Origin of the sequence: Paenibacillus tyrphae, from assembly GCF_000722545.1 — a bacterium.
Lineage (GTDB): Bacteria > Bacillota > Bacilli > Paenibacillales > NBRC-103111 > Paenibacillus_G > Paenibacillus_G tyrfis.
On record NZ_JNVM01000030.1, the window covers coordinates 55,551 to 79,784 of the forward strand.

At 54.1% G+C, this 24,234-nt stretch carries 19 protein-coding genes; 14 read left to right on the forward strand and 5 right to left on the reverse strand.

Annotated features, from left to right (window positions below; translation table 11 throughout):
• Nucleotides 1–24: 24 nt before the first annotated feature.
• The 3 genes from ET33_RS28085 (at nt 25) to ET33_RS28095 (ending at nt 5,795) form a co-directional block, all read left to right on the forward strand.
• Entirely contained in the window at nt 25–1,314 is a 1,290-nt protein-coding gene (locus tag ET33_RS28085; protein ID WP_036689967.1) for a peptidase U32 family protein, read from the forward strand.
• Nucleotides 1,315–1,695: 381 nt separating this feature from the next.
• A complete protein-coding gene (locus tag ET33_RS28090) occupies nt 1,696–3,873 on the forward strand; it encodes a methyl-accepting chemotaxis protein (protein WP_036689969.1) in 2,178 nt (725 codons plus the stop codon).
• A 116-nt stretch (nt 3,874–3,989) separates the two neighbouring features.
• Nucleotides 3,990–5,795 carry a peptidoglycan D,D-transpeptidase FtsI family protein gene (locus ET33_RS28095; protein ID WP_036689970.1) on the forward strand — a complete coding sequence of 602 codons (1,806 nt, stop codon included), beginning with the start codon at nt 3,990–3,992 and terminating at the stop codon, nt 5,793–5,795.
• Nucleotides 5,796–5,884: 89 nt separating this feature from the next.
• Here ET33_RS28095 and ET33_RS28100 read toward each other — a convergent pair whose 3' ends face one another.
• Both ET33_RS28100 and ET33_RS28105 read right to left on the reverse strand, forming a co-directional pair.
• Nucleotides 5,885–7,162: an ATP-binding protein gene (locus ET33_RS28100; RefSeq protein WP_235206837.1), complete on the reverse strand. Its 1,278-nt coding sequence runs from the start codon at nt 7,160–7,162 to the stop codon at nt 5,885–5,887.
• 66 nt (nt 7,163–7,228) lie between these two features.
• Complete coding sequence (locus ET33_RS28105; RefSeq protein WP_036689971.1) at nt 7,229–8,146, reverse strand: NAD-dependent epimerase/dehydratase family protein; 918 nt, start codon at nt 8,144–8,146, stop codon at nt 7,229–7,231.
• 551 nt (nt 8,147–8,697) lie between these two features.
• On the opposite strand from ET33_RS28105, the gene ET33_RS28115 reads away from it, so the two are divergent.
• The 3 genes from ET33_RS28115 (at nt 8,698) to ET33_RS28125 (ending at nt 12,117) form a co-directional block, all read left to right on the forward strand.
• A complete protein-coding gene (locus tag ET33_RS28115; protein ID WP_036689974.1) occupies nt 8,698–10,113 on the forward strand; it encodes a HEAT repeat domain-containing protein in 1,416 nt (471 codons plus the stop codon).
• Nucleotides 10,114–10,355: 242 nt separating this feature from the next.
• On the forward strand, nt 10,356–11,585 hold the full coding sequence (locus tag ET33_RS28120) for a DUF2157 domain-containing protein (protein ID WP_036689975.1): 1,230 nt from the start codon (nt 10,356–10,358) through the stop codon (nt 11,583–11,585).
• Complete coding sequence (locus ET33_RS28125; protein ID WP_051775722.1) at nt 11,578–12,117, forward strand: GDYXXLXY domain-containing protein; 540 nt, start codon at nt 11,578–11,580, stop codon at nt 12,115–12,117. Before ET33_RS28120 ends, ET33_RS28125 begins: the two co-directional genes overlap by 8 nt.
• A 91-nt stretch (nt 12,118–12,208) precedes the next feature.
• Here ET33_RS28125 and ET33_RS28130 read toward each other — a convergent pair whose 3' ends face one another.
• Nucleotides 12,209–13,093, reverse strand: coding sequence for an RNA polymerase sigma-70 factor (locus ET33_RS28130; RefSeq protein ID WP_036689976.1), 885 nt, complete (start codon nt 13,091–13,093; stop codon nt 12,209–12,211).
• Nucleotides 13,094–13,329: 236 nt separating this feature from the next.
• On the opposite strand from ET33_RS28130, the gene ET33_RS28135 reads away from it, so the two are divergent.
• Nucleotides 13,330–14,202, forward strand: coding sequence for a lipoate--protein ligase family protein (locus ET33_RS28135; protein ID WP_051775724.1), 873 nt, complete (start codon nt 13,330–13,332; stop codon nt 14,200–14,202).
• Nucleotides 14,203–14,224: 22 nt separating this feature from the next.
• On the opposite strand, the gene ET33_RS28140 is transcribed toward ET33_RS28135, so the two are convergent.
• Nucleotides 14,225–14,950 (reverse strand): alpha/beta hydrolase, encoded by a 726-nt coding sequence (locus ET33_RS28140; protein ID WP_036689977.1) that lies wholly within the window; start codon nt 14,948–14,950, stop codon nt 14,225–14,227.
• 216 nt (nt 14,951–15,166) lie between these two features.
• Between ET33_RS28140 and pdhA the strand changes: the two genes are divergently transcribed.
• The 5 genes from pdhA to ET33_RS28165 all read left to right on the forward strand — a co-directional run bounded on the left by pdhA (nt 15,167) and on the right by ET33_RS28165 (nt 20,737).
• Nucleotides 15,167–16,237 (forward strand): pyruvate dehydrogenase (acetyl-transferring) E1 component subunit alpha, encoded by a 1,071-nt coding sequence (gene pdhA / locus ET33_RS28145; RefSeq protein WP_036689978.1) that lies wholly within the window; start codon nt 15,167–15,169, stop codon nt 16,235–16,237.
• 20 nt (nt 16,238–16,257) lie between these two features.
• Nucleotides 16,258–17,238, forward strand: a complete 981-nt coding sequence (locus tag ET33_RS28150; RefSeq protein WP_036689979.1) for an alpha-ketoacid dehydrogenase subunit beta — start codon at nt 16,258–16,260, stop codon at nt 17,236–17,238.
• A gap of 34 nt (nt 17,239–17,272) precedes the next feature.
• Complete coding sequence (locus tag ET33_RS28155) at nt 17,273–18,619, forward strand: dihydrolipoamide acetyltransferase family protein (RefSeq protein ID WP_036689980.1); 1,347 nt, start codon at nt 17,273–17,275, stop codon at nt 18,617–18,619.
• Between the two features lie 6 nt (nt 18,620–18,625).
• Complete coding sequence (gene lpdA, locus ET33_RS28160) at nt 18,626–20,044, forward strand: dihydrolipoyl dehydrogenase (protein WP_036689981.1); 1,419 nt, start codon at nt 18,626–18,628, stop codon at nt 20,042–20,044.
• 234 nt (nt 20,045–20,278) lie between these two features.
• Nucleotides 20,279–20,737, forward strand: a complete 459-nt coding sequence (locus ET33_RS28165; protein WP_036689982.1) for a hypothetical protein — start codon at nt 20,279–20,281, stop codon at nt 20,735–20,737.
• Nucleotides 20,738–21,393: 656 nt separating this feature from the next.
• Here ET33_RS28165 and ET33_RS28170 read toward each other — a convergent pair.
• Nucleotides 21,394–21,645, reverse strand: coding sequence for a zinc/iron-chelating domain-containing protein (locus ET33_RS28170; RefSeq protein WP_036689983.1), 252 nt, complete (start codon nt 21,643–21,645; stop codon nt 21,394–21,396).
• 267 nt (nt 21,646–21,912) lie between these two features.
• On the opposite strand from ET33_RS28170, the gene ET33_RS28175 reads away from it, so the two are divergent.
• Nucleotides 21,913–23,289, forward strand: coding sequence for an extracellular solute-binding protein (locus tag ET33_RS28175; RefSeq protein WP_036689984.1), 1,377 nt, complete (start codon nt 21,913–21,915; stop codon nt 23,287–23,289).
• Between the two features lie 60 nt (nt 23,290–23,349).
• On the forward strand, nt 23,350–24,234 hold the full coding sequence (locus ET33_RS28180; RefSeq protein ID WP_036689985.1) for a carbohydrate ABC transporter permease: 885 nt from the start codon (nt 23,350–23,352) through the stop codon (nt 24,232–24,234).

A 24,234-nucleotide genomic window follows, 5' to 3' on the forward strand; every position in this document is an offset into this window, starting at 1 on the left:
AAGATATAAGCGAGGTGGAATATCATGACATTGTTGAAGCAAGAGCTGCTTGGCAAGCGAATGCGGTTCGAGAAGCCCGAACTGCTCGCGCCGGCCGGAAGCTTGGAAAAGCTGAAATTCGCCGTTCACTACGGGGCGGATGCGGTCTATATCGGCGGGCAGCAATACGGGCTCAGGTCGAACGCGGACAACTTCACCTTCGAGGAAATGCGGGAAGGGGTCGAGTTTGCGGAGAAATACGGCGCCAAAGTATTCGTCGCGACGAATATTTATGCCCACAATGAAGATTTGTCGGGCTTGGAAGATTATCTTCGCGGCATTCAGGATGCGGGCGTGCATGCCATTATCGTGGCGGACCCGATTATTATCGAGACGTGCAAGCGCGCGGCTCCGAAGCTGGAAATTCACCTGAGCACCCAGCAGTCCACAATGAACCGTCAAGCCGTGCAGTTCTGGAAAGAAGAAGGCATCGACCGGGTCGTACTTGCCCGCGAGGCAACGATGGAAGAAATCGTCGAGATCAAGACGCACGTCGATATGGAGATCGAGGTGTTCGTCCATGGGGCGATGTGCAGCTCCTATTCGGGACGCTGCGTGCTGTCAAACCATTTTACGGATCGCGACTCGAACCGCGGCGGCTGTTCGCAGTCCTGTCGCTGGAAATATGATCTGTTTACTACCGAGGAAGAGCTGAACGGACCGCAGATCGGCATCAAGGAAATTCCGTTGTTTCAAACGGGTGACAATCCGTTCTCGATGAGCTCGAAGGATCTGTGCATGATCGAGTACGTTCCCGAGCTGATTCGCGCCGGCGTCGACAGCTTCAAAATCGAAGGCCGCATGAAGAGCGTTCACTACGTCGCCACGGTCGTCAATGCGTACCGTCAGGCCATCGATTCGTATTTTGCTGATCCGGAGCATTACGAGTTGAAGCCGGAATGGCTGTATGAGATTCAGAAGGCGGCTAACCGTCCGCTCAATACCGGGTTTTTCTACGACCGCCCGGGGCACGAGGACCACATTTTCGAGCCCGAGGACAAAGCGGCTCCGTACGATTTTGTCGGCGTTGTGATGGAGTATGACGAAGCGACGCAGACCGCGCTCATCCAGCAGCGGAACCATTTTAAGCCGGGGCAGGAAGTGGAGTTCTTCGGTCCGAACGGCACGTTCTTCAAGCAGGCGGTGGGCGAGCTGCAGGATGAAGAGGGCAAATCGCTCGACGCTGCGCGGCATCCGCTGCAGCTCATCCGGATGAAGGTCGAGCAGCCGGTCCGTCCATTTGATATGATGCGCAAAAAAATGAAAAAATCGTAAATGGCCGCGGCATAACCGCCGCTTGACGACGCTCCGTCCCTTAGGGACGGGGCTTTTTTGCGTTTGCACGGATAACCCCGGTGCGAAGAGTCGGTCGAATGACCTAAGTATGCGCCTTCGGTCATGTAGTCGCATTTTTTGTTAAAATATCTATAACATTTTACCTACTTGGTCCCGATATAGATAAAGATACTCTTTTTTTATTAACTAAAAATTTATATATTCGTAAGGCGATTATGAATTGAGGCGGTGGAACTACTATTTTTTTCGATCGCAACCCAATGAACTAAAGGGATTTTGAGATTTCATGTCGAATACCAAGATTAACCGGTTAAAGCTCGCATACTTATCAAACTATTACATATCTAGGTGGTGTTTCCTGTGAAGGATCAATGGTCTTCACTTAAAGCCAGCCTGCAAAAAGCCGGCAAATCGTTGAAAAATGGGCGCTCCAATTCATCTGACCCGAATCGTCCCGAAGGTTCGAGTGCTTCTAAAGTCGTGGATTCGCTGAAAGAAGTAGGCCTTATGAACTTGTTGAGGTCGGTAGGGGGCAAGCTGTTCCTTATCTTTTTTATCAGCATCTTGTTTTTCGTGTTGACCGTAGGTCTGACTTCTTATAACATCTCCAAGGGAGTTATTCAGAAAAAGGTGGCCGACGCGTCGGAAGGCACCATTATGCAAGCCGGGCAAAAGCTCGATCTGCTCTACGCCACCTACGAAGATTTGTCGATGCAAATTTTGCTGGACGAAGATTTGAAAAAGCTGCTTGCGGATATGGATACCGTGAACAAAAACAGCTACGATTTTCTCCAGCTCCGGCAGAAGCTTGGCGACAAGCTGAACGTTTATTCGTACTCGAACAAAACGCTCAAGTCGATCTATTTGTTTAAGGCAAGCGGAGAGCCGGTAGCTTCGGCCGGTTCGGCGATGAATAAGGAAAGTCTGGCGCAGGAAGATTGGTTCAAGAAGATCGTTGAAGGCAACGGCAAAGCGACTTGGCTGGAATCCAGAGCGAAGGGCTACTCGGATTCGCTCGGCAATGCGGGCACAGCTTCGTTCGGTCTGGGCCGCGTGCTGAAAAATACGACGACCAATGCCGTGCAGTCCGTGCTTCTGTTGGAGATTAACTTGGAAGCGGTCGGTAAGGAGCTCAGTCAAATCTCGATGGGCGAAGGCGGAAAAACGGTCATCGTCACACCTGACATGAACTACATCTATAACCAGGACGTTGCGGCGCTTGGCAAGCCGAGCGATTTTGGGGTAACGAAGGAAGCCTTTACAGAAGACAAAGGAAACCTGCAAAACAGCAGCCGCGACATGCAGCTCGTTTATTTCAAATCGGCCAAAACGAATTGGCTCTTGATCGGCGCGATGCCCGTGGCAGAGCTTGTGAAGGATGCGGGAGTCATCTTCGGTATGACTTGGCTGATGGCTTTTGTGGCGATGATTATCGCCGTTGTAATCGGATACTTCATCGTACGAATGATCGGACGCCCGGTCGTTCAGCTCCGCAACTTGATGAAAGAAGGGGAGCAAGGCAATCTGAAGGTGCGGATGACCGTCACGAGCCAGGACGAGATCGGGCAGTTGGGTCAAAGCTTCAACCAGATGATGGAAAAAATTACGACACTGGTACAGCAGACGAATCATTCCGCTCAAGAGGTACTGCAAACGGCGGGGAGCTTGTCGGACGCTTCGAAGAAAACGGCTACGTCGGCTAAAGAAATCGCCGTCGCTACGGAAGAAATCGCCAGTGGCGCATCCAGCCTAGCTGTGGAATCCGAGCGCGGCAACGAGCTGACTCACAATATCGGCATGCAGATGAAAAGCGTGGTTGACGCCAACATCGTCATGGGTTCCGCAGCTTCGGAAGTTCAAGCGTCGAGTAAGCAAGGGATCGAATATATGTCCGAGCTGATCGGCAAAACGAACGCAACGGAAGCGATGACCCGCTCGATGGTGGAGAAGGTCGATAACCTGAAGGAAAGCACCCGCTCCATCCGTAAAATTTTGGACGTGCTCAGCAACATGACGAAGCAAACGAACATTTTGTCGTTGAATGCTACGATTGAAGCGGCCCGGGCCGGTGCGGCGGGGAAAGGCTTCATGGTCGTTGCGGACGAAATCCGCAAGCTGGCCGACCAATCCAGACAATCGATTGCGATCGTCGGCCAAATTACCGAAACGATTCAGAAGGAAATTGACGAGACGGTTAACGTGCTTTCGCAGGCTTACCCGATCTTCCAGGAGCAAATCGAATCCGTGAAAGAAGCCGATTCGATCTTTAAGCAAGTCGATTCGCAGATGGGCGAATTCATTGAACGGTTGTCCGAAGTAACGGAGTCGATCAGCGAGCTTGAAGCGTCGCAGATGGTGCTGAGTGATGCGATGTCAAACGTCAGCGCTGTGGCCGAAGAATCGTCCGCGACTTCGCAAGAGGTGGCATCTCTGAGCTCGGAGCAAATGAGCATCAGCTCCGGTCTTGTGAAGCTGTCGGACAGTCTCGAAGACCTGTCGAACTCGTTGAAGGAACAGTTGTCGAAATTCCAAGTTTAACGCAGGTCTACACAGCGTCTTCTCCATTGGGGAAGGCGCTTTTTGTTTGGTCGTTTGCAGAGGGCGGTTCCTGACCATACTTGTATCATCATACAAGGTGCTGGCAGGTGCGCGGGATGGACAACGGAACAAAGCTGCAAAAGAACCGGATTTTTATCGTATTACTGCTGGTCATCGGGGTTTTGGCCGCTTGGAATTTACGGTTGTTCTGGATTCAAGTGGCGGCCTCCCGCAGCTTGACGGAACGAAAGATCGATTTGGTGGAAAATTCGGTCATTCAGCGGGCTCAAGGTCTTGTGCTCGATAGCGGGCGAGGTGACTTTGTGGACCGGAACGGCGTTCCTTTGACGGGAACGGCGCAGAAGGCATTGATTGTCTTCCCTATTCATGAGGAAGGATCTACAGATACGTCTACTACGATGGACCGGGTGGCAAGCATCGTAAATGCTCCGCTTTCCGCTTGGGAGTCCTTTGTCCGCCAGTTGAAAGGTCCGGCCATTTGGTCCGTGTCCGGCCGTCCGGTTCCTTTGACGGACGCGCAGGCGGCCAAGATCGAGGCTTTGGGTCTGAAATCCGTCCGGGCGATGACCTTCAAGCAGCGCTACGCCGAGCGGCAGCCGGCAAGCCAAGTGCTCGGCTTCATCGGGCAAAATCCGGAGCGGATTACGCGGCAGTTCACCGACCAATTCCATAAGGGAGAGCTGCAGCTCACGAGCAAAATCGGCAATTCCGGGCTGGAAAAAACGTTTGAGCCCTGGCTGCAGGGAATCGGGCCATCCTCCGTCTCGCTTTTTACCGACGGATTGAAGCGTCCGCTGCCCGGGCTCGATACACGCGAAATCGCTCCGAGCAATCCGTATTATCCGCTTAAAGTCGTCACGACCCTCGACTCCGGGATACAGCAGCAAATCGAACGGACCTTGGAGCGCTCACACGTGACGGAAGGCGCCGTCGTCGTATTGGATATTCGAAATGGGGATACGATCGCGATGGCCAGCACGCCCGCATTCCAGCCTGAGCATGTCGATCTGGCCCAAGGAAGCTGGAGCAACAAGGCATTAAAAGCGGTCGCCCCCGGATCGATTTTTAAAACCGTGACCGCCGCGGCTGCCTTGGAGGAAAAGGCGGTAAAAGCAGACGAAACGTTCGAGTGCACAGGCGCGCTTGGAAAATACGGCTTCACCTGCTGGAAGAAAGAAGGACACGGCACGCTGACATTGGAAGAAGGCTTCGCCCAGTCGTGCAACATCGTGTTTGCGAAGGTAGCGCAGCGGCTTGGGGGAGACAAGCTGGAGGCTTACGCGCACAGGCTCGGGCTGGAAATGTCCGTCGGCTGGAGCGCAGACGTACCGCACCGGAAGGGCTTTCGGCAGTGGGATGCCGAAGAGCAGGGGCAAATCTATGCCGCTGCTTCGGACAAGTCGGACGAAGGTGCGCTGGTACAGACGGCTATCGGCCAGCGGGACGTGTTAATGACGCCGCTGCAAGCGGCTAACTTGGTCGTGACGCTGTATAATCAAGGGAAGGTCGCATCGCCGCGAATTGTGCGGGAAATCCGGTTCCGGAACGATCGGTTATACCAGTCGTTCCAGGCTCATGAGCTTGAGCAGGCTGCTAAACCTATCAAGCCGGCGACGGCGAAGCGGCTGCTGGGTTGGATGGCCGAGACGGTGGAGCATGGCACCGGTAAGGCGCTGCGATCGGCGAAGTGGAGCCTGGCCGGGAAATCGGGGACGGCGCAGGTTAGGTTGAAAAACGGACGACCCGGCGAGAACCATTGGTTTATTGGCTACGGTCCTGCGGAACAGCCTCGCTATGCCGCAGCGGTGGTTGTCCAGAACGTCCCGGAAGGGGGCAACCATAAGGCGATCCCGCTTTTTAAGGAAGTGATGGATATTTTGGCTGTCAGCTCTGAAAAGTAGGAACGATCATGAGGGGATTTATTGGAGGTATTACGGGAGGCTGCGTTTTCGCGCGTTGTACGGCGAAGACTCAGCCTTTTTCATCGAGGTTAATGATAGGTGGAGGAGTGCAGTGACGGAATCAAAATCGAGAAACAGGTGCCTTTGCCCACTTCGCTCGTCACGTCGATCCGGCCGTGAATGTTTTGAATGGCCCGGTAGGTGACCATCATGCCAAGGCCGGTTCCTTTGCCGCGGGTGGAATAGAACGGCGTGCCGAGCCGTCCGACTTCATCCTGCGTCATGCCGATCCCTTGATCGATAATGTCGATGCACACCGTCTGATTTTGCAGCACGCCGACGATTTGCAGCTTTCCTCCGCCGGGCATTGCTTCAATGCCGTTTTTGCACAAATGCATGATGCACTGCGCGAACTTATCCGGATTGGCGCTGATCATCAGCTTGTCCTGCAGATGCGTTTCCACCGATACGCCACGAAGGTCGGCGAACGACTGCAGCGTTTGGACCGTCTGTAAAATAAGCGGCTTGGCATCCATTAGCTCGATCTCTTCCAGCTGGGGCTTGGCGAAGGATAAGTAATCGTTAATGATCGCCTGCGCTTTATCGACCTCTTCCAATACCATTTGGCTGTAAATTTGCCGTTTGTCTTCCGCCAAGTCGTTTTGACGCATCATTTGCACGAACCCGCGGGCGACCGTCATCGGATTGCGGATTTCGTGGGCGAAGGAGGCTGCCAGCTCGCTCAACATATTCATTTTATCGTTATGCTGGAGCTGCTTGCGCATTTCGATATTTCGCTTGATCTGCCTAATGATATAGACGACAAGTCCGGCGGTAAACGAATGGATGAGGCTGAACGAAGCAAAAAACAGGAAAAAATATCCTGTAACTGGAATGTGCTCCTGCCACAGCGAGAACAAGGCGACAAATGCCGTAATCAATGACAAGACGAATCCCAGTCCGGCCGCTATTGCAGTATTGAGCAGCCGGGCCGCATCGGCGATCCGGCGTTTGCAGTACCACAGTAGGATGAGATTGAAGCCGAGGGAAATCGGCAGCGTATGAAGTCCAAGCCGTTCCGACTTCCAATGGTAAGCCATAATAATGGCGGCAACGCCTAGCGCTGGCAAGGGTCCGGCATAAAAAAAGCACAAGGCGAGCGGAATCAAGCGGAAATCGAACAAATATCCGGGAGAGAGCTCGAACGGATGCATCATGCTGACCAAAGAGGCAGCCATGCAAATGACGGTAACGATAATTTGGTTCGTACGCACGTTCACATGCTGCAAACGGTCAATCCAAAACAGATGATACAGCATGACCGGCGTAATCACGATAAGCATGTTTAACAGCAATTGGTGGAGCAAATTCAATGTCATCACCTTTGGGCAGCGTGTTTTGAGAAGCCTCTCCGGTCCTACTCTGGCAAGGGTTTAATACAATTTGCGATAGTAGTCACATGTCTCTTTCAGTCCGTCGCGAAGCGAGTAGCGCGGCTCCCAGTTAAGCAGCTGTGCAGCGGCTGTGTTGTCCAATCGACTATGTACGATGTCGCCAGCTCGTGGTGCCCTATATTCCGGTGCAAATGTTGTCCCGCACAGCTCGCTCATAAGCTGTAAAAGCTCTTTAACCGAGGTTTGCTCGTTACAGCTTACATTGAACAAGCCACGGCTGCCTTTTTCCAAAGCGGCCATATTCGCAGAGACGATGTCTTTAACGTAGATGAAGTCGCGGGTCTGTTCACCGTCACCGAAAATGATCGGCTGCTCGCTCCGAAGCAGCTTGTCCACAAAAATGGATACGACGCCGCCTTCACCTTTTGGATCCTGCCGGATGCCGTAGACATTCGCATAACGAAGAATAGTGTAATCCAAACCATACAGATGAGAGAACGCTTCGATGTAATGCTCCGGTGTATGCTTCGAGATACCGTAGAAGGATAACGGCCGCAGCGGGTGACGTTCATCTACGCCCAAATATTCCGGAGTACCGTAAACCGCAGCCGACGAGGCATAAATCATCTTACGAACGCTATGATTACGGCACTGCTCAAGCAGGGCGATCGTTCCCAGTATGTTAATTTTTGCGTCGAACATCGGTTTTTGAATTGAGGTCTGCACATCGATTTGCGCAGCGTGATGAATGACGATCTCCGGTTTCGTTTCGTCAAAAATCTCGGCGATCCGTTCGTCCAAAATATCTACTTCGTAGTAAGACGCTTGTTCATTCAATTGTTCCCGGCTTCCGGTAGACAGATTATCGATCACGTAAACACGATGGCCAGCTTCAATCAATGCATCTACAATGTGGGATGCAATAAATCCTGCACCGCCAGTTACCAAAATATTCATGTAAAGAGCTCCATCAATCGCCGACCTCCGGTTTTTCCTGCACATAGACTTCCTGCTATAGCAAAACCAAATGAACATCGTTGACCCACACGTCGAAGCAAAGGTTCTTGTAACCGAAAAACTTCAGGAACCGCTCTCTGGACATGGCGCCGTCTTGCCGTTCGGCATCGTTTCCGTGGAAAAGGAGCCTTTGGACGTCAGCCAAATATCACAATAATCTCCATATTGGCGTAAACCGGAGGGAGCTTGTACGCGTCCATGACCGCCTTCAGCCGTTTGTACTTCGATCGTTCGTCCGAAATCGGTCAAATCGCCGCCGAGCACGATCGCTTCCACGTAGGATCAGGAAAAATCGGCGTGTGGTTCAAAATAGCTATTCTACCATTATATCGGACCGTTTGTAAAAATAAAATATGCATAAGGAATGGAATTGGCGTCGGAAAAATCCTTATTTTTGTGCAAATCCGAATTACCTTCCTGCATGTGCGCGACCCGGCTTCTTTTCTATAATGAGGGCATCGACATACTTCACTTCCTGGGAGGAAAAAGAAATGAGCCGTCCAACCCCTGTTTTGTTGACCGATGAGCAAATGAGAACGTTTATAACCGAAGGCTTCTTGATCCTGCAAACGGATTTCCCCGAATCGTTTCACCTTGCACTGACGGATCAGTTGAATCACGTGTACGAGCATGAAGGGAACCCCGGGAACAATCTGCTGCCGCGCATTCGCGAACTGCAGAAAGTGTTCGATCACCCGGTCGTTACGGGAGCGTTAACCAGCGTACTCGGGCCGAATTATATGCTGCACGCGCACCGCCACGGACATTATAACGCTTCTCCCGTAGCCGGAGGCTGGCATAAGGACAGCTATTGGGGCTACAAAAGAATGCGCAATCATCATCCGTGGTGGGCGATGATTATGTATTTTCCTCAAGACACGCCAGTTGAGCTGGGACCGACGGGCATCATGCCCGGCACGCAAAATTACGAGAGTCGGACCTTCGAAACGAACAATCCGGAGGGCGAGGCGGTAGCGAGCGGCAAAGCGGGGACCTTCGCGCTGATTCATTATGACATCTGGCACCGGTCGACCCCGAATCTTCTTGGACGGCACAGGTATATGCTCAAGTTCGAGTTCATGCGGACGGCAGCACCGCAAGCGCCGAGCTGGAATTGCCGGGAAACCGAATGGAAACGGCCGGCCTCGTTCAGTACGCCGATTGTGGAGCACGAAGCGATGTGGAAAGAAACGTGGAATTGGTTATCCGGCCGGCTGGGCAGCTTGGCGGGCGCTTTCGCTTCGGGAGGAGCGGAGGCTTTTCACGCGACGGTGGCCAAGCTGGAAGATCCGTACGAGCCAAATGCTTTGGATGCCGTATATGAGCTTGCAGGTAGGGGGCCCGAGGGGGTAGAAGCGTTGATGCGCGGTCTGCTTCACGATCATGTGAAGGTTTCCCGCACGGCGGCTTACGGCCTAGCGGTTGCCGGGGCCGAAGCGGTCGCGCCGCTCGAACGAGCGCTGGGCAGTGAACGGGACGAGACTGTCGTCCATGCGGCCTATGCGCTCGGCGAATTGAGGCACTTGTCAGCGCAAGCCGTACCGTCGCTGATCAAGCTGCTCGATCATCCGTCCGCACCGGTCCGGCAGACGGTCGCCGAGACGCTCGGGATGATCGGCACGCCAGCGGACCACGTTGCCTCCGCCTTGACCCGCTGCCTTCAAGATGAGGACGCTCAAGTCCGCTTCATTGCCGGCTTGGCATTGTGCCGCGTCGGGTCGGCCGGGGAGGCTGCGGTGCCGCAGCTTGCAAAAGCGCTAGACGACGACAATCGTTACGTTCGGGCGCACGCAGCCGAAGCGCTGCACTACATCGGCACCGACTCGGCCAAGGACGTGCTGATCCGTTTCCTGCTCAACTCCCGCTGGTGTCCGACAACAACGCCGCAGAGCACCTTTTATCCTTAATAGTTTGTTCGATACGACCTCGTTCAACCTCGTCCCGCCTATGCGGGATGAGGTTTTTTAGGTTTATGGACTTGCCGGACGGGTAAAGAAGCTTACGATCCGATTGAATTTTGTGCATGTTTCGAGTGGAACGAACGTTCGTAGTACTAGCGGAAGTTAGTACTTCTTTTTCCTCTCGGACCGGATATACTTGAGTTATCAATACTCGCACAAGATTTTACGCAAACAAGGGGTGCATTCCGATGAGCCGAAAATGGTTGGAGAAAGAAACCCCGATTTGGGTGGAGCGGGGCATCGTTACCCGCGAGCAGGCAGATCAGCTTCTAAGCATGTACGAAACGAAAAATCATGCCGTCGGCCTGCTGCCGATTCTCGGAAGCATTTTGGTTGGACTGGGCATTCTCAGTTTTATAGCTGCCAACTGGCAGGATATCCCGCAGCTTGTCCGCCTTGCCATGATCGTGCTGCTGCTGATCGGCTTTTACGGCGGGGGCGAGCTGGCGCTGCGGAGGGGCCACGATAGGCTGGGCATCGCGCTGGTCAGCCTTGGAGTCGTCAGCTTCGGAGGAGGCATCGTGCTGATCGGCCAAATGTTTCACTTGGTCTCCTACAACGCGGGAACGTTTATTTTGTGGGCTTGCGCAGGAATGGCCGCGACCTTTATATACCGCAGCCGCTACTTGTATTTGCTAAGTCTGCTTCTATTTGATATCGCCCAATGGTACGGCGCAGCGGAGTTCGGTTCCTTCAGCTATACCGCGTTCGCGCTTCTGGTTGCCGGTCTCGGGTTTTACGGCTGGAAATGGCGTCATCCGCTGCTGATCTGGTGCTTCAGCTTCAGCGTAACCGTGCAGGCGCTGATGTGGGCGATCGTCTCGGACGTGCCGTTCCTCTGGATGTTTATCCCGGCCATGGCGCTTTACGTCCTCAGCGATTGGTTGAAGGAGGAACGCCGCGGAGGCTACGCGCTGCAGACGGCTCCGCTTGCCGCAGCATTTATTTTCGCCATCGTCATGGTGATGGCCGGACATGGAAGAGGGCTTGCGGATGATAGCAGGCTGCTCGCCGAACCGCTCTATTACTTCGGGGCGCTTGTTCTTCTCTTTGGCGTCTCGCTGATCGGCAAGCTGCGAAACGGCCGGGCGTCCAGCGCCTTCGAATGGATTTTGCTCGCACCGTTCGTTTACCTGCCTTCCGGCGTCGACGTCCTGTACCTGCTTGCGACGTTTTTCTTCTCGCTGTACGTGCTATGGCGCGGCTATGCCGAGGAATGGCGGTTCAAGATCAATTTCGGAACGGTTCTATTCATCTGCAGTACGATGGTGGCTTACGGCAAACTGACATGGGATTTTATGGACAAATCGCTGTTTTTCATTCTCGGAGGCTGTATACTCATCGGTTTGAGTTGGTTCCTGAACCGGCGGAAGAAACGGTTTTTCGACGATACGAAGGAGGGGAACCGACATGTCTGACAAAGCTGTTTCAGGCGGCAGCCGTCGTTCTCTGCTTAAGGCCGGAATAGTCGTGCTGCAGGCACTTGTGCTGATTGGAATCGCTCTATCCTTCTATGCGGTCGGCTGGTTCGGAAAGGATATCCGTGTCCGAACGGTGCCGGTGGACCCGCGCGATTTGCTGTACGGCGATTACGTTACCCTCGGCTATGACATCAGCCGTCTGGACCCGTCGCTGTGGAAGGACACGGCAAGGAAGCCAGAGAAAGGCCAACCCGTCTACGTGGTTTTGAAGCCGGGAACGGACGGTATTGCCCAGCCGGTGGCTGCATACGGCTCGAAGCCCGCGGTGCAGGAAGGCGAGGTCGTGATGAAAGGCCGGATCGACAATAGTTGGAGGGAAGAGATTCTCGTCAAATATGGAGTGGAAAAATACTACGTGCCCGAGGGGACCGGCAAATCGCTTGAGGATAAGGCCAGCCGGCTAATCGTGCATATGAAAGTCGCCCCGTGGGGCCAAGCAAAAATCGAAGGGCTCGAAGAGCGGTCGTAACGCTGCGTCGAAGATAATATATGAAAAAACTCGGCTTCCTGCAGTCCAGGGGGAATCGAGTTTTTGCTTTTTTTCGGCTGGGTGCAGCGGTTTAAAGCTCGGGAAGTTCCGTCAGATGGCTCAGCTTATCCGGATTGTTCACAAAATACATCGTTCGGATCCGCGTGCCTTCGAATTCGAATAGCATGGCGATGCGGGAGCGGGAGCCGTCAACCAACAGTCCGGCTCCGCCATTGAACGAAACGGGGACGCTCCGCGTCAGGACGGTGCCTTTGGATGCTATGCCAAGCAGGAAGGCAGCGATCCGGTCGGCACCGAGAATCGGCCGGAGCGCCGCGCGCACCTTGCCTCCGCCGTCGGAGTGCAGGATGGCATCCTCCGTCAGCAGATGGATGAACTGAAGCACGTCTCCCGTACTGACCGCCTTTAAAAAGCTGCGGACGAGCGATTCCGATTCCGGTAAGCCGGGCTGAGGGGGCAGGGCCTCCTCGGGATGCAGCTTTTGCTTCAAACGGCTGTACGTTTTACGGCAGGCGGCTTCGCTTTTGTCCAGCATGTCGGCAATTTCTTTATAGTCGTAATCGAACGCTTCGCGCAGGACGAAAATCGCCCGTTCAACCGGGTTCAACTGCTCCAGCAGCAGCAGGAAGGCAAAGGAAATGTCGTCGTTCCGGGCCGCCTGCAGCAGTGGGTCTTCCTTGTCCGAAGTTTGCAGCGGCTCGGGAAGCCACGGCCCGACATACACTTCCCTGCGGGAACGGGCGGATTTGAGCTGATCGATGCAGCGGCGGGTAACGGATTTGCACAAATACGCCTTCGGGTTCTGAATCGCGCCCGGGTCTGTGCGGGATACGGCCAGAAACAGATCGTGGATGATATCCTCCGCTTCGGACACCGACCCCAGCATCCGGTATGCGATCGAAAACAACAGCGGTTTATACTCGGTATACCAGTCTTCCAACGGAAGCTGCGTCATTGGTGGATTCTCCTTTGCGGTAAAAATCGAACTGCCGGCTTCGGCGCGGTTCGCTCGTAAGTAAATAAGACGAGACGGCGGACAGGTTTGTGACAAGTCCTTTTCATTGTAGCACGGATCGCTTTCCGGAGGCAGTGAAATCCCGGGTACTTGCAACGGCCGCCGGACCCTTTTAGAATGGGGGTAGTTTAGACGAACCCGCGAAGCGGAATCGGGAAAGGAGCGGGTTAGCCGCTATGGACAAGCAAGAGATGACGCAGCCGAAGAAGAACGGGCTTTCGGATCTGCTGCTGCTGGACCGTTCGCAAGACGTAACGGAACAGGACGTGCTGTATCCGTTTGCGCTGGAGGAGCTGCTGTGCAAGCACGTGGGCGAAGGCGGGGCGCCGCTGTGCCATCTGTGGCGTCACCCGCGCGCGTTCGTCATGGGGCTGCGCGACAGCCGGCTGCCCGGCGTGGCGGAAGCGGCCAGGTACTTGGAGGCGGAAGGCTACAACGTCGCCGTCCGCAATTCGGGCGGCGCGGCGGTGCCGCTTGATCTGGGCGTCGTCAACGTGTCGCTGATCATGCCGAAGCGCCGGGCCGGGGAAATCGACTTCCGCGACGACTTCGAACGGATGTTCGAGCTGATCCGGCTAGCGCTTCAAGCGACCGGATGCGAAGTGCGCAAAGGGGAAATTGAAGGGGCCTACTGTCCCGGAGATTACGATCTGAGTATCGGCGGCCGCAAATTTTGCGGCATCGCCCAGCGGCGGCAGGCCCATGCGTACGTCGTGCAGGCGTTCGTGATTGCCGAGGGGGCCGGGGAGGAGAAAGCGCGGCAAGCGCGCGAGTTTTACGAGCGGGCTTCCGGCGGCGCGCAGGATATCGATTTTCCGCGAGTGACGGCCGACAGTATGGCCAGCTTGGAAGAGCTGACCGATCTGGGCGAGGGCGCGGCGCTCAAGTTCATGGAGGCATTGAAGCGGGTCGTGCGCGAGCGGCAAACCCCCGTAGGGCTGGAACGGGCGGCAGCGGGACTGTGGGTCCCGGAAGCCTCCCGGGTGCGGGAAATGGCGGCCCTGCTCCGCGAGCGCTATGGCATTCGCGGAAGGGAGTCCGGCGAATAAGAGGCTTTGTAACGGATTCAGGTCAAAAAAATCGCTTCAGCATGCCCGGCAGCTCATTTTGCCAAAAGCCCCAAATGTGTTTTCCCGGCTTTTCTTCGTAATGCAGCGAACAGCTTCTCGTAACGAGGAGCTGTTTTGTTTTGCGGTTCGCCTCCACAAAATCGAACCTGCCGCGCTCCGTCGTTACTTCCGTCTCATCGAGTCCGATGACCATGGACAGCTTCAGCCACGACAAGTCGTCCTCGGCTTCGATCCGCTCTTGCGTCGTTTGTAAAAATGCGCCGGACAAGGATATAACTTGGCAAAAAAGGCTACGATAATCTAAGGCAAGATGCAGAGAAACGGTGCCCCCGAGCGAATCGCCGGCCAAGATCCGTTCGTTCAAATCCGCGCGAACCGGATAATGATCTTCTATAAACGGAATCAGCTCCTCGGCAAAAAACGCGCAGTAAGCGCCGAAACGCTCTCCTTCGGGCGCGTACTCGGAAGTGCGGACCGTTTTGTCTACGTCTACGCCGACGATGATGGCGGGCTCCACATTGTCATCGAAAATAAGCCGGTTCATCGTTGTGGCGATGCGGCCGAAATTAAAAAAATCTTCGCCGTCCTGGCAATAGATGACAGGATACGACAACAGTTCGTTGTAGCCTGGGGGAAGATAAACGCGCAGCGATCTTTCCTGCCCGAGAGCGTGTGAAAATACGGTTTCTTTTACGATAGTACGCTTGTAGTACAAGCTGTCGTCCATGTGACAAACCTCACAGTGTATTATAATAGTTTTATGGATTTTATTAATCTGTATTATTATTTTTTATAAACTGTTATATACGTCTAATCGAAAAGAAATCATATTTTACAAGTATGTTCTTGTGCAATTCACTAAAACAGGTTTATAATAATACTATAACAGAAACACCCCAATTTCGACATCCCTTCAAAATCTATCGCTGAGGTGAATATGGAAATGAGCAAGCCTTATGTTGTGGGCGTACAGGAAGTACAGCCGTTGTCCGTTCTGGGCACCGACGGTACCGTTACGAATCCCGGAGCTATGCCGAACCTGACGGATGACCAATTGAAAGAATTAATGCGCCGCATGGTGTTCACACGTACGTGGGACCAACGCGCTGTCAATTTAACGCGTCAAGGACGCCTCGGATTTTATGCGCCGGTTTCCGGTCAGGAAGCAACGATGGTCGGCAGCGAATTCGTGCTGAACAAAGACGATTTCATCTGCCCGGGCTACCGCGACATGCCGCAAATCGTATGGCACGGTCTGCCGATGTACCAAGCGTTCCTTTATTCGCGCGGACATCAACACGGCGGACAAATTCCGCAAGACGTGCACGTTCTTATGCCGCAAATCATCATCGGCGCGCAATATTTGCACGCGATGGGCGTGGCGATGGCGTTCAAGCAGCGCGGAGAGCAGCGCGTTTCCATTACGTACACCGGTGATGGCGGCTCGTCCGAGGGCGATTTCTACGAAGCGCTGAACTTCGCGGGGGCGTTCAAGCTGCCGTCGATTTTCATGGTGCAAAATAACGGCTACGCGATTACGACGCCGTTCTCCAAGCAAACGGCTGCGCTTTCTGTAGCGCACAAAGCGGTTGCTGCCGGAATCGAAGGCGTACAAGTAGACGGGATGGACGTGCTCGCGGTTGTGAAAGCCGTTCAAGACGCAGCAGAGCGCGGCCGCAAGGGTGAAGGAGCGACGCTCATCGAGGCGATAACTTACCGTTTCCTGCCGCACTCCATGTCCGGGGACGACCCGTCCAAATACCGCACGAAAGAAGAAACGGCTGAATGGGAGCTTAAGGATCCGCTGAACCGCTTCCGCAACTATCTCGTCTCCAAAGGCCTTTGGACCGAAGAGGAAGAAGCCAAAGTCGTCGAGGATGCGAAAAACACCGTCGCTGAGCAGATCAAGAAGGCCGAAGAAACGGAAAAAATGACGGTGCCGGGCTTGATCGACAGCATGTTCGAAACGACGCCACAGCATTTGGAAGAGCAAAAAGCGGATTACTTAGCGTAAAAGGGGAGGAACTTTCAGCCATGGCTCAAATGACAATGATTCAAGCGATCAAGGACGCGATGCGAGTCGAGCTCCAGCGCGATCCGAACGTGGTCATATTCGGGGAAGACGTAGGTAAGGTCGGCGGCGTATTCCGCGCAACGGAAGGTCTGCAGGCCGAATTCGGGGAGAAACGCGTATTCGATACGCCGCTTGCGGAATCCGCGATCGGCGGGATGGCGGTCGGGATGGCGACTCAAGGCTTCCGTCCGATCATGGAAATCCAATTTGTCGGCTTTATTTTTGAAGCGTTCGACCAAATCGCCGTACAAGCGGCGCGCATGCGCTATCGTTCCGGCGGCCGTTACAACGCGCCGATTACGATCCGTACGCCTTTTGGCGGCGGCGTTAAAGCGGCGGAGCTGCACACCGACTCGCTGGAAGGGCTGATGGTGCAAACGCCAGGGATTAAAGTTGTCGTGCCGTCCAACCCTTACGATGCGAAGGGGCTGCTCATTTCGGCAATCCGCGACAACGATCCCGTGTTCTTCATGGAGCATCTGAACTTGTACCGTTCGTTCCGCGCGGAAGTGCCGGAAGGTGAATATACGGTACCGATCGGCAAGGCGAACGTCGTTCGCGAAGGCTCGGACGTCACGATCATTACTTACGGCGCCATGGTGCACACTTCGCTCAAAGCGGCCGAGGAGATCGAAAAAACGCGCGGCGCGAAAGTCGAAGTTATCGACCTGCGCACGCTGATGCCGCTGGATATCGACACCATCGTCGAATCGATCAAGAAAACGAATCGTGCGATCGTCGTGCAGGAAGCGCAAAAAACCGCAGGTATCGCCGCGGAAGTAATCGCGCAAATCAACGAGAAAGCGATTCTGCATCTCGAAGCGCCGGTGCTGCGCGTTGCGCCTCCGGATACGGTATATCCTTTTGCGCAAGTCGAGGATCAATGGCTTCCGAATCCGGCCCGTATCGTCAAAGGCCTGAATCAAGTACTGGATTTCTAATATTTTACTAAGACTCGAGGACGGTGAGTAACCGATGGCAAACTTTGAATACCGCTTTCCCGAGCTGGGCGAGGGCATTCACGAAGGCGAGATCGTGAAATGGCACGTAAAACCCGGCGATACGGTAAATGACGAAACGATCCTGATGGACGTTCAAAACGATAAATCAACGGTGGAAGTACCTTCTCCGGTAGAAGGGAAAATCATCGAGCTCAAGGTCTCCGAAGGTACGGTATGTACGATCGGCGACGTGATCGCCGTCATCGAAGTGACCGGCGAGGTGCCGCAGCAGGCCCATGGCCACGGCGAAGCACCGAGCGCTGCTCCGGCGGCAGCGGAAGCTCCTCCGGCTGCGCAAGGTGGCGCAGAGTGCGCGGTTGGCGGCGCTGTAGCGGCGAACGTAAACGCCTCGAAGCTGGATACGCCGATGGCCGGCGGAGCCCAAGCTGCAGGCGACGAGCGCGAAGTACTCGCGACGCCAAGCGTGCGCAAGCTGGCGCGCGAGAAGGGTGTCAACATCGCGGAAGTTACCGCGACAGGCAAAAACGGACGCGTGACGCGCGAGGACGTGCTTGGCTTCACGCCTGGCGCCGCGCCGAAAGCGGCTGAAGCACCGGCGGCAGCGGCTCCGGCAGCAAGCGCGGCGGCGTCTTCGGCAGCAGCGCCGGTCAGCGGCGACCGCGAGGAAGAGCGCGTACCGCTGAAAGGCATCCGCAAGGCGATCGCGAATGCGATGGTCAAGAGCGCTTATACCGCTCCGCACGTAACCCTGATGGACGAAGTCGACGTGACACGCCTCGTCGCGCTGCGCGAAAAAGCGAAGCCGGTTGCTGAGAAGAAGGGCGTCAAGCTGACCTACCTGCCTTTCATCGTGAAGGCATTGGTAGCGGCGGCCCGTCAATTCCCGGCGATGAACGCCATGATCGACGAAGAGAAGCAGGAAATCGTCTACAAAAAGTACTACCATGTCGGCATCGCGACGGATACGGACAACGGTTTGATCGTACCGGTCATCCAGGATGCGGACCGCAAAAATATTTGGACCATTGCCGGCGCGATCAAGGATCTTGCGGTTCGCGGCCGCGAAGGCAAGCTCGGCATGAACGAGCTGAAAGGCTCCACGATCACGATTACGAACATCGGCTCCGCCGGCGGCATGTTCTTTACGCCGATCATCAACTTCCCTGAAGTGGCGATCCTCGGAACGGGCCGCATCAGCGAGAAGCCGGTCGTCAAAAACGGCGAAATCGTCATCGCTCCGGTCATGGCGCTGTCGCTCAGCTTCGACCACCGCATTATCGACGGCGCTACGGCTCAAAACTTTATGAACTATATCAAGCAGTTGCTGGCCGATCCGGAACTGCTTGTCATGGAGGTGTAATCCGATATGGTAGTAGGAGACGCATCGGTTGAAATTGACGTTCTGGTCATCGGGGCCGGCCCCGGCGGCTATGTAGCCGGTATCCGCGCAGCACAGCTTGGTAAAAGCGTGCTGATCGTGGACAAATCCGAGCTTGGCGGCGTGTGCCTGAACCGCGGCTGCATTCCGTCCAAGGCGCTGATTTCCGCGGCGCATCATTTCGAAGTGATCAAGCATGCCACGTCGATCGGGATTTCGGCGGAAAATGTGACCGTCGATTGGGAGAAGATCCAAGAGTGGAAAGACGGCATCGTCAAGAAGCAAAGCGGCGGCGTAGGGATGCTGCTGAAAGGGAACAAGCTGCAAATCTTTAACGGCGAAGCGCTGTTCATCAACGAGCATGAAGCGCGCGTCTTCAACGATAACGAAACGGCGCGTTACCGTTTCAACCACTGCATTATTGCGACAGGCTCCCGTCCGATCGAGCTGAAGGCATTCCCGTACGGCGGACGCATTCTGTCCTCGACCGAAGCGCTGTCACTGAGCGAACTGCCGAAGAGCCTCGTCGTCATCGGCGGCGGCTACATCGGTATCGAGCTGGGACAAACGTACGCTAAGTTCGGCGCGAAAGTGACGGTGCTGGAAGGCTCCGACTCCATCCTGCCGGGCTTCGAAAAAGAACTGTCGCAGCCGGTAGCGCGCAACCTGAAAAAGCTCGGCGTCGAAGTGGTTACCGAAGCGATGGCTCAAGGCTGCGAGCAAACGGACAAAGACGTGACGGTAACTTACACCGTCAAAGGCGAAGAGCATAAAATCACCGCGGACTACGTGCTGGTTACCGTCGGTCGCCGTCCGAATACCGATGGCGACTTGTCGCTGGAACTCGCAGGCGTACAGGTCGGCGAACGCGGCTTGATCCAAGTCAACGAAAAATGCCAGACGAACGTTCCGCATATCTACGCGATTGGCGATATCGTACCGGGCATGGCGCTCGCTCATAAAGCTTCGTATGAGGCCAAAGTGGCGGCAGAATCCATTGCCGGAATGCCGAGCGTTGTGGACTACAAAGTTATTCCGGCCGTCGTCTTCTCCGATCCGGAAATCGCCGGCGTAGGCCTTAGCGAGACCGAGGCGAAAGCCAAAGGCATCAACGTGTTCACCGGAAAGTTCCCTTACGGGGCGAACGGCCGCGCGCAATCGATGAACGTCACGGACGGCTTTGTGAAGCTTGTTGGCGACAAAGACACCGGCCTTTTGGTCGGGGCACAAGTGGTCGGCGCGGAAGCTTCCAACCTGATCGCAGAGATGACGCTCGGCATCGAGATGGGCGCTACGCTTGAAGACATTGCGATGACGATTCACGCGCATCCGACGCTTGGCGAAATTACGATGGACGCCGCCGAAGGCGCGCTCGGCCATCCGATTCACCAGCTTGCCAAAAAATAAATTCGTATATTCGAAACCCGAAGCAAATGCAGCTTAGAGCTGCGTTGTTTCGGGTTTTTTTAATCGTAAAATTGTCACGGTACTGAATTTGAAACTATGATCCTACTCCCAGCGGCTTATTTACATATAATCAGATAATGGTAGTATAAAACTATAGAACCATAATTTTCATTTTCTCGATCCGACGGGTCAGAGAGAATCATGTCAAATTTAATGTGCAGGAGTGTGTGTAAAATGAGCCTGGGGTTTAAAAGACTGAGGTTTAAGGAAGTAATGGCAATTCTGCTGACGGTTGTTTGTTTCACAGGTCTGGGCACGAGGGAAGCTTTAGGCGGGCCCTGGCAGACGACATGGGATTGCAGCGATACGCTCTATCATTGTCAAGCGGCGGATCTGGTGCCCGATCTTGCGCAGCGAATGGACACGGTTGAAATCTACGTTCCCGAAGGACAAGCAATCTCATATCACTATAAGGATTCGAGGAAGAAGACGTATGATATTTCAAAGACGGAAATTTTAGTTTTATATTTGGAATCGGGTACTCCGGTACAAGTTGCCTCTGCTGTTGTTCCTCAAGGAGGCGAAGCCGGTGGAGAACTTATTGCGCCGAAATCGCAATACTATTATCTTTCGATGGAATGTCGTTACGCAAGCGATTGCGATGGCAGAGGTTACTTACGAACATCGAAATGACATGATGCGACCTTGCTAAGCGGATTGCCCTGTCCTTGACGATACAAAACGTATCAATCAATAGGTCGCAGCTTAATTTCTTCAACCCGGAAAGAATGGGGATGCTTCCGTAGCCGATCAATGTTCTAAAATTTAATAATTCAAAAGGATGGTGAATGAAATGAGGCTGACGGTCAAAGAAAAAGCGGTTCAAAAAATGATCGTAGTGCTTATCGTTCTTGCGCTATCTACAGGTTTTGGTACGAAGGAAGCCTTAGCTTAGTATACGTACAATTGCAGTGACGACTCTTATACGTGTCAAGGCGCATTCCTTACACCGGGTTCTTATGGAGTACAGACCCGGTCCATTTATGTCAAGGAAGGGACGCAAATTGAATTCAGCTACGCAAGCGCCTACTACCCGACTTCCGAAATCGTGAACAGTACGACGGTTTCTCTCGTGCATCTATATGATGGTCCCGTCAGTACCTTCGTCGCCGTGCCTCCGGAAAGAGGCGCAGGGGGATATTATATTGCGGCCAAAACAGGCTGGTACACTCTTGATCTTGTATGCGGAACGGGAGAGGAAGCGGGATGCGAAGGCGATGGTTATTTAAAAGCAGCGTTGGAGCCGTAGACAACGGATGGAGTGCAGCAGCTCATGCGAGATGTTACCCTCAGCTTGTCGCCCGCTCCAAAGCTTCTAAATACGCATAGGCCTCTTCGTTCGAAGGGCCGCACATCTCCTCCGAGGCACGCAGGCTTCCGCATATGGCCGGACGTTCCGGGCTCCCGAACAATCCGCAGCGGTTATCGGTCGTAAGCTGGATGCAGCGAACCCCTGCCGGCTTGCCTTCCGGCATGCCCGGGATCGGGGAAGAAATTGAGATGACGATGCAGCAAGCGGCGCATCCGACCCGGCACTCCATAGTTCTTACCTCCTATTCTTTCGCGCTTCAACCACGCTCTACGACTCATTTTCTTATTATACCATATTCGTTAAGAAGATCGGGGAAGCCTGCGGGCTTTCCCTTTTTTATTAGAAATTCACTATTAAAAATGGAAATAAATAATTAAGTAGATAATTTTATCCCACCAAAGTTGAAATGTATACCTGTGACGCGTCATGGCGCGATTTTATAATAAAAGCAAGGTGAAGGTCACCGATACAAATATGGAAATAGGGGGATTCCCAGATGAAGAAAAGTGTACTTTGTTCCGCAAGCGCAGCGCTCTTGCTGACCACCGTACTGGCAGGCTGCGGCAGCTCTGCGCCGGCAGCGAATAACGACAAAGACAAAGGCGCAGATCCTGGCAAGTCGGCTGCCGGTACGGAAGCGAAGGCCGGCTCGTTCCAAATGACGGTGCGCCACATCAACGTCCGGGACACAGCGAAATCGACACTGGAGCTGCTGCAAAAGGTGACGGCGAAAACGGAGCAGGACGTTCCGGGACTTAAGCTGAACCTCGACGGCGTCGAAGATACCGTCAATCGCGATGTGAAGCTGAAAGCGGAAATGTCCTCCGGCAAGCCGCCGCACATTTTCAACTTATTCGGAGGTGCGGATACCCAGAACTATGCCAAAGCAGGCCATTTGCTCCCGTTGAACGATATTCTTAAAGAGCTTGGCTTGTCGGACCAATTCTACAACCTCAGCGAATTTACGGTGGACGGCAAAATCTACGGCCTGCCGGAATCCGGTTACGTGGAAGGGTTCTACTACAACAAGAAAATGTTCCAGGACGCCGGCGTGCAGGTTCCAAAAAACTGGGAAGAGTTCCTCAAAGTCTGCGAAGCTTTGAAAGCGAAAAAAATTACGCCGATCGCGTTGGGCGGCGGACCTGAGAGCGCTTGGGCAATCAACATGCTCGGCAACAGCTTGTTTGTCGGCTTAGGCGGTACCGAGCTGCAGGAAGGCTTCAAACCGGGCAAAACCAAGTGGACTGACGCTCCGGTTGTAGAAGCGTTCAAGCGGATGAAGGAATTGAAGGAAAAAGGCTATATCGATCCTAACGTGTTGGGACTGAAATATGCCGAAGGTCAGGCGAAGTTCTACACAGGCCAGGCGGCCATGCTGTTTGACGGCACGTGGGCGACTTCCGCGGTGCTTGACAAGGAAAAATCGACCGTGAAAGACAATGTCGGCTTCTTCCGTCTCCCGGATGTGGGCGGCAAAGGCGACGGCTACATCAACGGAGGCTGGAGTAACGGCTACGGCTTCTCCGCTCACCTGAACGACAATGAGCTGAAAGCCGTGAAAACGTTCATCAAAAACTTCTACACGGTCGAAAATCAAGCGGATCAGCTTAACAAAGCAAACCGGATTCCGGCCATGAAAAACGTTAAAGGCTCGAATGACGCGCATCCGCTGGTTAAAGAAATCAGCGACATTCAAGGGTCGTCCAAAGGCGCGTTCCCGGCGTTCGACGCTTTGGTTCAGCCGAAAGTGAAAGTGACGCTTGAAACATCGATGCAAGAGCTGCTTGGCGGACAAATTGCACCGGAGAAATTAGCCGAACGCATGCAAAAAACGCAAGAAGAAGCGAATAAAGCCGGCGGCGAAAAAAAATAAACAGCTAAACGAGGGTGCCGCATCGCGCGGCGCCCGCATTTTGCTATCGGAGGGTGATCCATGAATAAGGTGCTGAGGAATCCGGTGGCCTACTTGATTTTTGTCGTCCCGGCCCTGGTTTTGTATGTGACGTTCTATATCGTCCCGCTGTTCTCTTCCCTAAGATATTCCGTCACAAGCTGGAACGGGATTAACGAGCCGGTGTTCAACGGAATCGATAACTTCCTTAAAGCGCTCCAAGACGAAAAGTTTTGGATCGGATTTAAAAATAACGTCTATTTTGTCGGGTTCTCATTGATTATCCAAGTACCGATCATTATCGCAGTCGGCATTATCATCAGCAGAGCGAAGAAGATGCTGGGGCTCTATAAAGTATCGGTATTTTTGCCGAGCGTGCTGTCGACGGCTGCGGTCGGGATTATATGGCAATTCATATACCAACCGGATGCCGGGCTGCTCAATCAGCTTCTCCGCGCTACCGGGTTCGCCGAAGTGGCCAAGCCGTGGCTCGGAAATCCGGATACGGCGATGACCGCGGTGCTCGTAGCGAACGCTTGGCAGTGGACCGGGTTCTATATCGTTCTGGTGCTCGCGGCCATCTTCGCGATTCCTTCGGAAGTGCTGGAGGCGGCGGAAATCGACGGCGCCGTTGGCTTCAAGAAGGCGTGGCACATCACCGTGCCGCTCATCCGATCGGTTATTGTCGTCGTCATGCTGCTGTCGATCACGGGTGCGATGAAGGCGCTGGATATCGTATTGATTATGACCAGCGGCGGACCTTTCGGCAGTTCGGAAGTTATGGCTACGTATATGTACAAGCAGGCGTATTCGGCCGGCGAATATGGTTACGCCAATGCCATTGCGATTATCATTTTTGTGTTTACGTCTATCGTCACGCTCATTTTCCATCTGTTCTCACGCAGGGTAGAGGAGGTTAAATACTGA

Coding starts and splice junctions, on each gene's coding strand:
- ET33_RS28085 (WP_036689967.1), top strand. CDS start 25: ATGACATTGTTGAAGCAAGAGCTGCTTGGCAAGCGAATGCGGTTCGAG.
- ET33_RS28095 (WP_036689970.1), top strand. CDS start 3,990: ATGGACAACGGAACAAAGCTGCAAAAGAACCGGATTTTTATCGTATTA.
- ET33_RS28105 (WP_036689971.1), bottom strand. CDS start 8,146: ATGAATATTTTGGTAACTGGCGGTGCAGGATTTATTGCATCCCACATT.
- ET33_RS28115 (WP_036689974.1), top strand. CDS start 8,698: ATGAGCCGTCCAACCCCTGTTTTGTTGACCGATGAGCAAATGAGAACG.
- ET33_RS28120 (WP_036689975.1), top strand. CDS start 10,356: ATGAGCCGAAAATGGTTGGAGAAAGAAACCCCGATTTGGGTGGAGCGG.
- ET33_RS28125 (WP_051775722.1), top strand. CDS start 11,578: ATGTCTGACAAAGCTGTTTCAGGCGGCAGCCGTCGTTCTCTGCTTAAG.
- ET33_RS28130 (WP_036689976.1), bottom strand. CDS start 13,093: ATGACGCAGCTTCCGTTGGAAGACTGGTATACCGAGTATAAACCGCTG.
- ET33_RS28135 (WP_051775724.1), top strand. CDS start 13,330: ATGGACAAGCAAGAGATGACGCAGCCGAAGAAGAACGGGCTTTCGGAT.
- ET33_RS28140 (WP_036689977.1), bottom strand. CDS start 14,950: ATGGACGACAGCTTGTACTACAAGCGTACTATCGTAAAAGAAACCGTA.
- pdhA (WP_036689978.1), top strand. CDS start 15,167: ATGAGCAAGCCTTATGTTGTGGGCGTACAGGAAGTACAGCCGTTGTCC.
- ET33_RS28150 (WP_036689979.1), top strand. CDS start 16,258: ATGGCTCAAATGACAATGATTCAAGCGATCAAGGACGCGATGCGAGTC.
- ET33_RS28155 (WP_036689980.1), top strand. CDS start 17,273: ATGGCAAACTTTGAATACCGCTTTCCCGAGCTGGGCGAGGGCATTCAC.
- lpdA (WP_036689981.1), top strand. CDS start 18,626: ATGGTAGTAGGAGACGCATCGGTTGAAATTGACGTTCTGGTCATCGGG.
- ET33_RS28165 (WP_036689982.1), top strand. CDS start 20,279: ATGAGCCTGGGGTTTAAAAGACTGAGGTTTAAGGAAGTAATGGCAATT.
- ET33_RS28170 (WP_036689983.1), bottom strand. CDS start 21,645: ATGGAGTGCCGGGTCGGATGCGCCGCTTGCTGCATCGTCATCTCAATT.
- ET33_RS28175 (WP_036689984.1), top strand. CDS start 21,913: ATGAAGAAAAGTGTACTTTGTTCCGCAAGCGCAGCGCTCTTGCTGACC.
- ET33_RS28180 (WP_036689985.1), top strand. CDS start 23,350: ATGAATAAGGTGCTGAGGAATCCGGTGGCCTACTTGATTTTTGTCGTC.